This window comes from Photobacterium indicum, assembly GCF_003026215.1.
Classification (GTDB): domain Bacteria; phylum Pseudomonadota; class Gammaproteobacteria; order Enterobacterales; family Vibrionaceae; genus Photobacterium; species Photobacterium indicum.
Window position 1 is genome coordinate 117,749 of the sequence record NZ_PYOC01000012.1, and the last position, 12,800, is coordinate 130,548.

General features: G+C 42.1%; 13 protein-coding genes. 8 read left to right on the top strand and 5 right to left on the bottom strand.

The features are described from left to right. Positions 1-168: 168 nt before the first annotated feature. The 8 genes from nudF to idi all read left to right on the top strand — a co-directional run bounded on the left by nudF (position 169) and on the right by idi (position 8,777). On the top strand, positions 169-804 hold the full coding sequence (gene nudF, locus C9J47_RS22530; RefSeq protein WP_211321784.1) for an ADP-ribose diphosphatase: 636 nt from the start codon (positions 169-171) through the stop codon (positions 802-804). A gap of 95 nt (positions 805-899) precedes the next feature. Further along, positions 900-1,328 (top strand): DUF1249 family protein, encoded by a 429-nt coding sequence (locus C9J47_RS22535; RefSeq protein ID WP_107255512.1) that lies wholly within the window; start codon positions 900-902, stop codon positions 1,326-1,328. A gap of 31 nt (positions 1,329-1,359) precedes the next feature. Next, on the top strand, positions 1,360-2,184 hold the full coding sequence (cpdA, locus tag C9J47_RS22540) for a 3',5'-cyclic-AMP phosphodiesterase (protein ID WP_107255513.1): 825 nt from the start codon (positions 1,360-1,362) through the stop codon (positions 2,182-2,184). Next, complete coding sequence (gene yqiA, locus C9J47_RS22545; RefSeq protein ID WP_107255514.1) at positions 2,185-2,763, top strand: esterase YqiA; 579 nt, start codon at positions 2,185-2,187, stop codon at positions 2,761-2,763. It begins immediately after the preceding gene. A gap of 121 nt (positions 2,764-2,884) precedes the next feature. Continuing rightward, positions 2,885-4,768 (top strand): DNA topoisomerase IV subunit B, encoded by a 1,884-nt coding sequence (gene parE, locus C9J47_RS22550; RefSeq protein ID WP_107255537.1) that lies wholly within the window; start codon positions 2,885-2,887, stop codon positions 4,766-4,768. Between the two features lie 137 nt (positions 4,769-4,905). Next, the gene (gene parC, locus C9J47_RS22555) at positions 4,906-7,176 is read left to right on the top strand and encodes a DNA topoisomerase IV subunit A (RefSeq protein ID WP_107255515.1); all 2,271 of its coding nucleotides are present in this window, start codon (positions 4,906-4,908) and stop codon (positions 7,174-7,176) included. Positions 7,177-7,371: 195 nt separating this feature from the next. Continuing rightward, on the top strand, positions 7,372-8,097 hold the full coding sequence (locus tag C9J47_RS22560) for a 1-acylglycerol-3-phosphate O-acyltransferase (protein ID WP_107255516.1): 726 nt from the start codon (positions 7,372-7,374) through the stop codon (positions 8,095-8,097). A 137-nt stretch (positions 8,098-8,234) separates the two neighbouring features. Then, positions 8,235-8,777, top strand: a complete 543-nt coding sequence (gene idi / locus C9J47_RS22565; RefSeq protein WP_211321785.1) for an isopentenyl-diphosphate Delta-isomerase — start codon at positions 8,235-8,237, stop codon at positions 8,775-8,777. 108 nt (positions 8,778-8,885) lie between these two features. On the opposite strand, the gene C9J47_RS22570 is transcribed toward idi, so the two are convergent. From C9J47_RS22570 to pyrB, 5 genes are all read right to left on the bottom strand, one after another. Then, positions 8,886-9,272: a RidA family protein gene (locus C9J47_RS22570; RefSeq protein WP_011217257.1), complete on the bottom strand. Its 387-nt coding sequence runs from the start codon at positions 9,270-9,272 to the stop codon at positions 8,886-8,888. Between the two features lie 148 nt (positions 9,273-9,420). Continuing rightward, the gene (locus C9J47_RS22575) at positions 9,421-9,900 is read right to left on the bottom strand and encodes an arginine repressor (protein WP_170107564.1); all 480 of its coding nucleotides are present in this window, start codon (positions 9,898-9,900) and stop codon (positions 9,421-9,423) included. A gap of 171 nt (positions 9,901-10,071) precedes the next feature. Next, entirely contained in the window at positions 10,072-11,061 is a 990-nt protein-coding gene (locus C9J47_RS22580) for a S1 family peptidase (RefSeq protein WP_107255517.1), read from the bottom strand. A 213-nt stretch (positions 11,062-11,274) separates the two neighbouring features. Continuing rightward, entirely contained in the window at positions 11,275-11,739 is a 465-nt protein-coding gene (gene pyrI / locus C9J47_RS22585) for an aspartate carbamoyltransferase regulatory subunit (RefSeq protein WP_006228323.1), read from the bottom strand. 16 nt (positions 11,740-11,755) lie between these two features. Further along, the gene (gene pyrB, locus C9J47_RS22590) at positions 11,756-12,685 is read right to left on the bottom strand and encodes an aspartate carbamoyltransferase (RefSeq protein WP_006228322.1); all 930 of its coding nucleotides are present in this window, start codon (positions 12,683-12,685) and stop codon (positions 11,756-11,758) included. Positions 12,686-12,800: the final 115 nt, after the last annotated feature.

Here is a 12,800-nt window from a genome sequence, read left to right on the forward strand (position 1 = left end):
CATTACGTAGTTTTACTTAATATATCGTTGTTTATTTAATCATATGTGATTGTAAACTATCCAACTAGGAATGATTACTTAAAAAAATTCACAAAATTTATGAAAAATGTTGAATTTGATCATTGCTGCTGACCCTTTTGAATGAAAAGATAGGGGATTCAGGAGAGCATGGATGACCCAAAAGTGTCTTTAAGTGAAAACCAACCTTTTTATACCAAGGATGATGTTGAAATTTTGTCGTCAGAAAAAGTATATAACGGCTTTTTCAGTATGGTGAAATACCGCTTACGACATAAATTGTTTGATGGTAGTTGGAGTAAGCCACTTGATCGTGAATTATTCGAACGTGGTCACGCTGCGGCATTGCTGCCTTATGATCCCATTGAAGATAAAGTCGTAATATTGGAACAATTTCGTATTGGCGCTATGGTGGCTGAATTTACACCGTGGCAGTTAGAAATTGTTGCCGGCATTATCGAGCCGGGTGAATCCGCTCACGATGTTGCGTGTCGTGAAGCGGTAGAAGAAGCTGGCTTAATGGTGACTGATTTAGAAAAAGTGACACGTTATTTATCGAGCTCTGGTGGCTGTTCTGAAGCATTGGATGTATTTGTGGGTCGCGTTGATAGTACGCAAGCACAAGGGATTCATGGCCTTATTGATGAAGGTGAAGATATTCGCGTTCATGTGATAACACGACAAGAAGCATACCAGTGGGTAGTGTCGGGAAAAATTGAGAATGCCGCATCGATCATTGCGCTACAATGGTTGCAGTTGAACTACTTACGTTTACAAAGTAAATAGTAAGTATCGCGAGCTAATTTTGGATTATGCTGGCGAAGTAGTTCTGAATGATATTAATCAAGTCGATGGCACTTTCAGTGGTCTAAGGACACCTTTTGAATAAGCGATATACTGTTGATCTAACGGGTTTGATGCGTTTGTATGAAACCAATTATGCGAAGCTTCTTCCATTATTGCCTAAAAGTGATGACGTCGGAGATGAATGCGCGTATTTAGTTTTTGAACATGAATATCGACTTAAAATTACTGAGTCAACCCGCTATACCACAGTAATTTGCTTGTGGTTGCATAATAAAACAGATGCAGTGGAATACTTAGTGCCGCGTTTGACGGTAAGGTTATATCACGATGCAAAAGTGGCGGAAGTGTGCTCTGCTCAGCAGATTTCACGACTTAAGCCACGGTATGATTATCCCAATTTACGTATGTATCAAAAAGATGAAAAACATCAAGTTAATCGCTTTTTGGGGGATTGGCTGACCTATTGCCTTAAGAATGGGCTCAGGAAGCAATCAATTTGTTAATTGAATTAGAATAGACAAGGTTTTTGACGTTTTGCAGACGTATTTTTTGCCACAAACGAACCCTAATAGTGTGGTTCTACTTCAAATAACTGATACTCATCTATTTGCTGATGAGTCGGGTTGTTTGTTGGGGGTGGCGACTAAAGATAGTTTTAATGCAGTGATAGACGCTGTAGATGCTTCCGCACGCCCGTTTGAAGCTATTGTAGCAACAGGTGATATTTCACAAGATCATACTGATGAATCTTATCAGCATTTTTCAGATGGTATTTCCCGCTGGTCTCAACCTTGTTTTTGGTTGCCGGGTAACCATGATTATCAGCCTGCTATGCACTCTGTTTTGCCATCGCCACAAATTAAATCGTGTGAGCAAGTGCTTGCAGGGGATTATTGGCAAGTCATACTACTTGATAGTCAAGTTCAGGGCGTACCGCATGGTGAGCTAAGTGAAGCACAGTTGTTGATGCTGGACGCTACGTTAAAGGCACACCCAGAACGTCATGCTTTAATATTATTGCATCACCATCCATTAGTGGCGGGAAGTGCTTGGCTTGATCAGCATCAGCTGCACAATAATGAAGCCTTTTGGCAAATCATTGATAAGTACCCTAAGGTGAGTGCCGTCTTGTGTGGGCATATCCATCAAGAACTTGATTGTGTATATCATGGTGTGCGTGTGCTTGCGACACCGTCAACGTGTATTCAATTTTTACCCGATTCAAATGACTTTGCTTTAGACAAAACTAACCCTGGTTGGCGTTACCTTGAATTAACCCGAGAAGGGCAGTTAAATACTGATGTTTGTCGTTTACAAGGTAGACGCTTTATCCCCTTGTTTAATTCAGCAGGCTATTAAATGAAACCGTTGTTGCTTTATATCCATGGATTCAACAGCTCTCCCTTGTCATTAAAAGCGCAGATAATGGCAGAATACTGTAGGCAACATCGGCCAGATATTCGTGTTGAGATCCCGCAAATGCCTTGCTATCCGGCACAAGCTGCCACATTTATTGATGATTTAGTTAGCAACTTTAAGCAAGATTATACGATAGGCTTAGTGGGTAGCTCATTAGGTGGATATATTTCAACATGGTTAAATAACCGTCACCAGCTTCCTGCTGTATTGGTTAATCCTGCGGTAAAGCCTTATGAATTACTGCAAGATTATCTTGGTGAACAAGTAAATCCTTATACCAGTGAAAAGTATTGGCTAGAGCCTCAACATATTGATGAATTGAAAACCATGGATGTTGAACAACTTGTTGATCCAAAACAATTTTGGTTGTTACAACAAATGGGTGATGAAGTCTTAGATTATCGCCAAGCTGTAGATAAATATGCCGCAAGTAAGCAAACCGTTGAGCCAGATGGCGACCACAGTTTTGTTGATTTTGAACGCTTTCCTGCCGATGTAATTCAATTCTTAAAGCTATAGCCGTAAATAAGCTAAGGTTATAGCTCGACTCACAATTGTGAGTTTTACCGTTGACCTCCGCTTGACAACCAAGCCGAGGTTACTGACTATTGTTGCCAAATTTCTAGTAGCCTTCCGTAATATGACAGAGCAAAGCTATAACGCCGGATCCATTGAGGTTCTAAATGGCCTTGAGCCAGTACGCCGCCGCCCAGGTATGTATACCGACACGGTTAGGCCCAATCACCTTGGTCAAGAAGTAATTGATAACAGCGTCGATGAAGCGCTGGCTGGTCATGCCCGAAAAGTAGAAGTGATCCTTCATGCTGACCAATCACTTGAAGTGATCGATGATGGCCGAGGCATGCCAGTAGACATTCACCCTGTAGAAGGTGTCTCTGGTGTTGAGCTTATTTTATGTAAGCTGCATGCGGGGGGTAAATTCTCAAATGATAGCTATCAGTTTTCTGGTGGTTTACACGGGGTAGGTATTTCGGTTGTAAATGCCTTGTCTAAACGTGTTGAAGTATCCGTAAAACGTGATGGGCAAATTTATCAAATTGCATTTGAACATGGCGATAAAGTCTCAGAGCTCGAAGTTATTGGTACCTGTGGGCGCCGTGCGAAAGGTACGCGTGTGCATTTCTGGCCGGATGCTCGATATTTTGACAGCGCTAAATTTTCTGTTTCACGACTAAAAAGTGTCTTAAAAGCCAAAGCAGTGCTATGCCCAGGGCTTGAGATTGTTTTCACCAATAAAATTGCTGATGAAACCGTTCGTTGGTGCTACGAAGATGGCTTAAAAGATTACCTGCTTGAAGGTGTGAAAGGGTATACCTTGTTACCTGAAGAACCTTTTGTTGGCGTATTTACCAGCCAAATTGAAGCGGCTGATTGGGCGCTGCTTTGGTTGCCAGAAGGTGGTGAATTAATCACTGAAAGCTACGTTAACTTAATTCCGACCGCGCAAGGCGGCACACATGTTAACGGTTTACGCCAAGGTCTATTAGATGCCATGCGTGAGTTCTGTGAATTCCGGAATCTACTACCACGTGGTGTGAAACTAACGGCCGATGATATTTGGGACCGTTGTGCGTATGTTTTGTCGGTTAAAATGCAAGATCCTCAATTTGCAGGGCAAACGAAAGAGCGTTTGTCATCGCGTCAATGTGCAGCCTTTGTGTCTGGTGTTGTAAAAGATGCCTTTAGCCTTTGGTTGAATGAGCGACCACAACTTGCAGAGCAACTAGCAGAAACGTGTATTGCTAATGCGCATCGACGTATGCGAGCCAGCAAAAAAGTGGTTCGTAAAAAAATCGCTTCAGGACCAGCTCTTCCAGGAAAATTGGCCGACTGTTCTCAACAAGATCTTAATCGCACCGAGCTTTTTTTAGTGGAAGGTGATTCGGCGGGCGGTTCAGCGAAGCAAGCTCGTGATCGTATGTTCCAGGCGATCATGCCATTACGCGGTAAAATTCTAAACACTTGGGAAGTGTCTGCTGATCAAGTGCTGGCATCACAAGAAGTGCATGATATTTCTGTTGCTTTGGGTATTGACCCAGACAGCGATGATCTTAGCGGCTTACGTTACGGTAAAATTTGTGTACTTGCCGATGCCGACTCCGATGGTTTACACATCGCGACCTTGCTGTGTGCTTTGTTCATGAAGCATTTCGAAACCTTAGTACGTGCTGGGCATGTGTATATTGCAATGCCGCCGTTATATCGTATCGACTTGGCGAAAGAGGTGTATTACGCACTGGATGAAGATGAAAAGAACGGTATTTTGGATCGCCTAAGTACCAAGCGTGGCAAAGTGAACGTTCAGCGATTTAAAGGTCTGGGTGAAATGAACCCACTGCAATTGCGTGAAACGACAATGGATCCAAATACACGACGCTTGGTCCAGTTAACGATTGATGATGACACCAAAACCAATGAAATGATGGATATGCTGCTAGGTAAAAAGCGAGCAGAAGACCGTCGTTTTTGGTTGCAAGATAAAGGCGATATGGCTGAGGTCTAATTCGATTAGGCATGGCTTTGAATAATGTTTTTATTGTGTACCAGCATACATAAGATTGAGTTTGCGGGCTGTTTTAGCGCTGTTTTAAGCGTTCATGCAGCCCGTAAAAATAAATATATTAAACGGATTAACCCACGATGACTGATGTCTCAATGGATGGCGTAGAACAGCTTCCACTTAGGAAGTTTACTGAAGACGCTTATTTAAATTACTCCATGTATGTAATCATGGATCGTGCCTTACCATTCATTGGCGATGGCTTGAAACCGGTTCAACGTCGTATTATTTACGCCATGTCTGAGCTGGGTCTAAATGCGACGGCTAAATATAAAAAGTCAGCGCGTACTGTTGGTGACGTACTCGGTAAATTCCACCCTCATGGTGATTCAGCCTGTTATGAAGCGATGGTATTAATGGCTCAGCCATTCTCATACCGTTATCCGCTCGTTGACGGGCAAGGTAACTGGGGGGCACCCGATGACCCTAAATCCTTCGCGGCAATGCGTTATACCGAATCACGTTTATCACGCTTTTCTGAGGTGTTACTGAGTGAATTAGGGCAAGGAACAGCAGACTGGGTGCCAAACTTTGATGGCACCATGAATGAGCCAAAAATGTTACCAGCGCGGTTACCGCATATTCTGTTAAACGGAATAACGGGTATTGCCGTTGGTATGGCGACAGATATTCCGCCGCATAATGCGCGTGAAGTGGCAAATGCAGCCGTGCATTTGCTTGATAACCCGAAAGCTGATCTTGATGAATTAATGGAATTCGTCAAAGGTCCGGATTATCCTACTGAAGCAGAAATCATTACCCCAGTTCATGACCTAAAGAAAGTGTATAAAAGTGGTCGTGGTAGTATCCGAATGCGTGCGATATGGCATAAAGAAAATGGCGATATCGTCATTACTGCGTTGCCACACCAAGTATCTGGTGCGAAGTTATTAGAACAAATCGCGAACCAGATGCGTGCGAAAAAGTTGCCAATGGTTGAAGATTTGCGTGATGAGTCGGATCATGAAAATCCAACGCGTATCGTTATTGTGCCGCGCTCAAATCGTATTGATAGCGAACAATTAATGAATCACTTGTTTGCTTCTACGGATTTAGAAAAAAGCTTCCGTGTAAACCTCAATATGTTGGGGCTTGATGGGCGTCCTCAGGTGAAAGGTTTACTTGAGATCATCACTGAGTGGCTGATTTTCCGCCGTTCAACTGTGCGTCGTCGTTTACAGTATCGTTTAGATAAAGTGGTTGCGCGTTTACATATTTTGGAAGGTTTACTGGCGGCTTATCTTAATATTGATGAAGTTATTGAAATCATCCGTAATGAAGAGAATCCCAAAGCGGAGCTAATGTCTCGCTTTGACTTGAGCGTTATTCAAGCAGATGCCATTTTAGAAATTAAACTGCGTCAGTTAGCAAAATTAGAAGAAATTAAGATCCGTGGTGAACAAGATGAACTCGCCAAAGAACGTGATTATCTTGAGAAACTTCTAGGGTCAGAGCGCCGTTTAAGCACGCTAATTAAGAAAGAAATTCAAGCAGATGCAGAGAAGTATGGCGATGATCGTCGTTCTCCATTGGTTGAGCGAGCTGAAGCAAAAGCGTTAACTGAGCGAGATTTGATCCCAAGCGAAGCCATTACGGTCGTATTGTCTGAGAAAGGTTGGATTCGTCATGCGAAAGGCTATGACGTTGATCCAACGAGCTTGAGTTATAAATCAGGCGATAACTACTTAGCTCATGCGCGTGGTAAGAGTAACCTACCGGCAATTTTAATTGGTTCTGATGGTCGTAGCTATGCGTTGGAATCGCACTCTTTGCCTTCGGCTCGTAGCCAAGGTGAGCCAGTAACAGGGCGACTTAATTTAACTCCTGGCACAAATCTTCGCCAAGTACTCATGGCCGATGATGAACAGATGTGGCTAATGGGCTCTGATGCGGGTTATGGCTTTATTTGTAAGAGTACCGATATGGTCTCGAAGAATAAGAGCGGTAAGGCGTTACTGACAGTACCAGAAAAAGCAAAAGTGATGGCTCCACAGCCTATCTCGAATCTTGATACTGATGAGATTTTAGTCATTACCAATGAAGGCCGAATGTTGTTATTCCCAATCAAAGATTTACCGCAATTAGGTAAAGGGAAAGGAAATAAGATCATTAATATTCCATCGGCTCGTTCTAAGTCGCGCGAAGAGTTCTTGTCACAACTCATTGTGTTACCACAAGGAGAGCAAGTCACGATACATGCTGGTAAGCGAAAGATGGGCTTAAAAGCAAGTGATCTTGATAACTTCCGTGGTGAGCGTGGTCGCCGAGGCACTATGCTGCCTCGTGGTCTTCAAAATGTTACCCGCTTGGAAATCACCTCTACAGCACAGGCGTCAGATAGCCCTGAATAAGCCAGATTAGAGAAATTAATCTATATACAAACCCTTCATCATGGAGGGTTTGTTCTTTTTATTTGTCTATCAGTTAACAGTTTCGTTTGCTAGGAAGTCGTGTAAATAGGTTTATGTTCAATTAATACACATAATTGATGTAATTTCTCTTTGCCTGAGTATACTAGCGAACGCTTGTACGCTGAGGAGAGCTCCATGATATTTTTATTGCGCATTGTAGCCATCGCAATTTTTGCCGTTTTCATGTTTGTATTTGGTTGTGGTTACTGCTTATTTAGCCCACGAAACCCTAAACATGTGTATACGTTAGGCCGTTTATTTAGCAAGATGACACGTATATTAGGGGTTAAACTCGAAGTTCGCCATGCTGCCGGTGTCAATGATTCGGGAGCGAAAGTGTATGTTGCCAATCATCAAAATAATTATGATTTGTTTACTGTTTCAGGCGCAATCATGCCTAAGACTGTGACGGTCGGTAAAAAAAGCTTGGTGTGGATGCCGCTATTTGGCCAATTCTATTGGCTAACAGGCAACATTTTGATTGACCGTGCTAACCGTAGTAAAGCAGCTGGTACAATTGGGCAAATAGTCAGTAAAATTAAAGAACAAAAAGTGTCTGTCTGGATGTTCCCTGAGGGTACGCGTTCTCGAGGTCGTGGTTTATTACCGTTTAAGACTGGTGCCTTCCACGCTGCAATTGGTGCAGAAGTACCCGTTGTACCTATCGTGTGTAGTTCAACAGATAAGATTAAATTAAACCGTTGGAATAACGGTGTTGTGATTGTTGAAATTATGCCACCTGTATCGACGGAAGGGCTAACAAGAGAAGATGTGCGTGAGCTATTAAAGACATGCCGCGACATGATGAAAGAGAAGCTAATAGAGCTTGATGCAGAAGTCGCGACACGCACAGGAAAGTAAAAGGTTCATCTAGCAGGGTTTGTAGAGTAACGGTGGCTAGATATTGACCTCGAATAAAAAAGTGCCACTATTTAATAAGGACATGCAGATGAGTATTCGCATGTCCTTTTGTTTTTGATGTGTAGAAGATAGAGCTCATGATAATTGAAGAACAGGTTGTATTGGTCGATCAGCAAGGACGCGCACTAGGTTTGCAGGAAAAAATGCAAGCTCACCGTGATGGAGCTTTGCATTTGGCTTTTTCTGTTTTGCTGTATCGTGAGACGACGCAGGGCATAGAATTTCTCATGCAGCAGCGAGCCTTGGGTAAGTATCACAGTGGCGGTTTGTGGACCAACACATGTTGCTCTCACCCTAGGCAAGGTGAAACGTTAGAGCAGGCAGGTTTGCGTCGTTTAACCGAAGAGATGGGCATTGTCGGCTTAGAATCATTGGATGATATTGCAAGCTTTGTTTATCGTGCAGAACTTGATAATCAATTAATCGAACATGAGCTGGATCATGTATTGATCGCCAATGGGTCTGACGTTGCCATCATTCCTAACCCTGATGAAGTGACATCTTATCGCTGGTGGCCTAAAGCAGAGCTTGAGCTAGGATTAGTTGATACCCCTGAACTATTTACTGCTTGGTTTTCTGAGGTATTACAATATGCCATTAATGAGTTATCAAGCCAGTAATATCACCTAGATAAACACTGAATAATCAATTTATTTAATTTAAATAGAAAATAAAAAAGCTGCCTTTGGCAGCTTTTTATTGATGGTACATATTAAAATTTAAGCGAATTACTTACGAACGGCAATTGCTTCAATTTCAATTTTTACATCTTTTGGTAAACGCGCAACTTCAACACATGAACGTGCTGGGTATGGTGCGTTGTGCTCATCAAAAAACTGACCGTAAACTTCATTTACTGTCGCAAAATCATTGAGATCTTTTACAAATACGGTCATTTTCACAATATCAGAAACGTTAAGACCTGAAGAGGCTACAACTGCTTTTACGTTTTCTAGAGACTGACGCGCTTGCTCTGCAATGGCTTCTGGCACTTCACCTGTTACTGGGTTTACTGGAATTTGACCAGAAGTTAGCACCATATTACCAAGGTCAACACCTTGTACGTAAGGGCCGATAGCAGCAGGAGCTTGATCTGTATGTAGAACTTGAGTCATTGGTTATCCTTATTCAGTCATTCACAATGAAAGATGAAAGCCAGCAATCGAATTACTGGCTAAAAGTGTTCTTAGTGTGCAACTCAATGTCGCTTAGGTCAAAGCAAAAACGATGTAATGTATCTATATCAACGTTTTGTGACGTAAGTTAAGCGGGTATACCCAGTCGGGTTTTGACAACCTTTTCGCACTCTTCAATACGCATGATATCTCTAGGTGCCACCATCACGGTATCGTTACCACCCACTGTGCCTAATATTTCAGCATGAGGTTGAATATCGATTAAGCGCGCCACTAATTGCGCGCCTCCAGGGTGTGTTTTTACGACAACAACCAATTGATTGTGAGTAATGAATTCAATTTGTGACGATATTGATGAGCCGACTTGAACGGGTTCATTCTCAAGTGTGAGGCAATAAACTTTCTTACCATAAGCATTAGGTACTTTTGCGACGCTTAGGCGAGACAATAAACGTGAAACTGTTGACTGGCTGACATCATCGTAACCTAGCTCGATCAATTGGTGTCGAATGTCATCTTGCGTTGTGAAGCTTTGCTGTTGTAACAAGCGTTTACATGCACTGGTAATGCTTTCGTCAGCAGCTGTTAAATCTATCGCGCCGTGCATATCGTATCCATTCACGGGCAACTCCTTATTATTATATGAGAGACAAAGATCGTATCGTTATTGTTTTCTTTAAATTATTTATGCACATGATGCATAATCTTTCATAAGGATAATATCAGCAACTGATGTGCGGTTATTTGACCCTTGTCACCAAATAATAAACCAATAAATCTACCAGTAAGAAGCATTATATCCCATTTCATTTATGAGATTTTTGTTATTGATTTTATTGTGTTTTTTGTCTTGTTTTTGTGACGTCTCTGGCTCGGATACAGTTGCAATTTCTGTTTGTACACCAGATAACGAAACAGTGCTGTTGGTTTGGATACCTTGTTTCTCAGATGCCTGAAAAATGGGTTTGATTGCAGCGTAATGGTTGAATGTTGAAAAAGGAAGTAAAGTGTAATTCGTTGGACTCTGTGTAAGAGTTGGATCTGATTCTATATTTTGCTGATTATATTCTGGGTATTGATTTAGCTGAGAAATCAAGGGAGCCACTTCGATACTGGCTAATTCAGGGCTGGCGTATCGGGTATCGACGCCGAGTTGTTTTAGCCAATCAAAAATAAGGGTCGCAGGTACAAATTGACTGTATCGCTCTGCTGGTCGAAGATTGGTAAGATCTTCTGGGTTGTTGACTATCGCGACGGTAATGCCAACAATTTCCCCTTTTTCATTAAAAACGGGACCCCCACTCATCCCTGACATAACGGGGGCGTCACTGAGGGAATATAAGCAATCTGTATTAGTATCGAATACATCTTGTAGGTATTTCCCTTCTCCTTTCACTTTATTGCCTAGTAATGAATGTCCTTCATGGATTACTTTTTCGTCTGGGTAGATCAGCCCCCACTTGGGAACACGGCTTGATGATGCTCGAACGAGGGATAAATCGCAGCGAGGATGATGAATTACATCTAAATCCCAAGATACTTGAGCAACATGCCGTGCCGTGATCTGATACTCCTCATTGACTGGCACTGAAGAGCCAAACCCGCCCAGTAACATTGGCACGCCAATAATGACTAAATGATTGGCTTCATTTGAGTCAGCATGGCTAACACTGCCATTAGATTGAATACATCCCGCTATAGCAATGATGGCTGCGAAAGGTAAGCTGTATTTAATAAGCCGTGATAATGGGCGAGTGGAAAAAGTCATATTTAGATCCTTTCGATAAAAATGAAAGCCAAATGCTTTTTTATCGTGTGACCTAAAGGTAGAGGTGACGGGGGGGACGTTTAGCGTTGAAAATGAGAAAAAAAATGTTTACTCATCACTGAGTAAACATTCTTATATGTGCACCTAAATCCTTGTTATAAGAGATTCAAGTGCCAATGTTGTCTTGCGTAAGAATAAGCTCGTTGGCTTACTTTAGTTTCGCTCTGTGACGATTTCGCGAGAGAATACTTTTTCACAGTATTTACATTTTAGCTGGATATCATCATTCTTGTTGATAACCTTAAAGCTACTATCGACAGGCTCGTTATGCGTTATACAGTTACTATTTGGACATTCGAAAATAGCATTGATTTTTTTAGGTAACTTGAGTGCTAATTTTTTTGCAACTTCATAATTTTCAATTTGGTTTACTGTTGCATGGGGTGCATACAGTGCCAATTGGTTTGCTTGCTCTTCGCTAACGTAGACGTTTTCAATCTTAATCAGATCTTTAGCACCCATCGCTGATGATGGTAAATTCAAGCCAATTGTTACGCGCTGATTTGTTTTATGAAGTTTGAACAGCTTGAGTACTTTAATGCCTACGTTAGCAGGGATATGGTCGATAACAGAACCATTTTTGATTGCTTCAACCTGTAGTTGCGTTTCCTTCGTCATTATTGTTATCTCCGGCTTAAAGTTGTTCGTTAAGTACAAGTGCTAGCAGTGCTTCACGTGCGTAAACACCGTTTTCAGCTTGCTGGAAGTAATAAGCATGCTTCGTTTTATCAACGTCTACTGTGATTTCATCAATACGTGGTAATGGGTGCAGAATTTTCATGTTATCACGCGCTTCTGCCAGCATGTCTGCTGTTAGGATGTATGCCGCTTTCATGTGTGCATATTCTGACTCATCAAAACGCTCTTTCTGTACGCGCGTCATGTAGAGAACATCGAGTTCAGGAATAACTTCTTCCATCGATGCATGAAGGCTGTAGCTGATGCCTGCATCATCCAGCTCTTCACAAATGTAATCTGGCATCGCTAGAATTTCAGGAGCCACAAAGAAGAACTTAATGTTGTTGAACTTTGATAATGCTTGCGTCAGAGAGTGTACCGTTCGACCGTATTTAAGGTCACCTACGAAAGCGACATTCAAGTTATCTAAGCGACCTTGTGTTTCGAAGATGCTAAATAAATCGAGTAGGGTTTGTGTTGGATGTTGGTTTGCACCGTCACCACCGTTGACGATAGGTACACCGTTTGAAAATTCAGAAGCAAGACGCGCAGCCCCTTCTTGTGGGTGGCGCATAACAAAGGCATCAACATAAGAAGAGATAACCTGAACTGAGTCAGCCAGAGTTTCCCCTTTCTTTGCCAGTGATGTATTACCTCCGTTATCAAAACCGATAACTGTACCACCTAGGCGCTGTACTGCCGTTTCAAAAGACAGACGCGTTCGTGTTGATGGTTCAAAGAAGCAGCTCGCCACTACTTTGTTTTTAAGTAGATCTGGATTTGGTTCTGCTTTTAGTTTTCCAGCAGTCTCAACAATAAGTTCAAGTTCACTTCGGTTTAATTCCGGAATGGAGATGATGTGCTTTTGAAACAACGAGTTCGCCATGGCTTCTCTTCCCTATATAGATACAGTTACGAAATATGTCCGCTCTCACGCAAAAAGCGGACAAAAAAAAGCCCCCTTAAAAAAGGAGGCTCTTTTTAAAATAAATAGAAACAAA

Coding starts and splice junctions, on each gene's coding strand:
- nudF (WP_211321784.1), top strand. CDS start 169: ATGGATGACCCAAAAGTGTCTTTAAGTGAAAACCAACCTTTTTATACC.
- yqiA (WP_107255514.1), top strand. CDS start 2,185: ATGAAACCGTTGTTGCTTTATATCCATGGATTCAACAGCTCTCCCTTG.
- parE (WP_107255537.1), top strand. CDS start 2,885: ATGACAGAGCAAAGCTATAACGCCGGATCCATTGAGGTTCTAAATGGC.
- parC (WP_107255515.1), top strand. CDS start 4,906: ATGACTGATGTCTCAATGGATGGCGTAGAACAGCTTCCACTTAGGAAG.
- C9J47_RS22560 (WP_107255516.1), top strand. CDS start 7,372: ATGATATTTTTATTGCGCATTGTAGCCATCGCAATTTTTGCCGTTTTC.
- idi (WP_211321785.1), top strand. CDS start 8,235: ATGATAATTGAAGAACAGGTTGTATTGGTCGATCAGCAAGGACGCGCA.
- C9J47_RS22570 (WP_011217257.1), bottom strand. CDS start 9,272: ATGACTCAAGTTCTACATACAGATCAAGCTCCTGCTGCTATCGGCCCT.
- C9J47_RS22575 (WP_170107564.1), bottom strand. CDS start 9,900: ATGCACGGCGCGATAGATTTAACAGCTGCTGACGAAAGCATTACCAGT.
- C9J47_RS22580 (WP_107255517.1), bottom strand. CDS start 11,061: ATGACTTTTTCCACTCGCCCATTATCACGGCTTATTAAATACAGCTTA.
- pyrI (WP_006228323.1), bottom strand. CDS start 11,739: ATGACGAAGGAAACGCAACTACAGGTTGAAGCAATCAAAAATGGTTCT.
- pyrB (WP_006228322.1), bottom strand. CDS start 12,685: ATGGCGAACTCGTTGTTTCAAAAGCACATCATCTCCATTCCGGAATTA.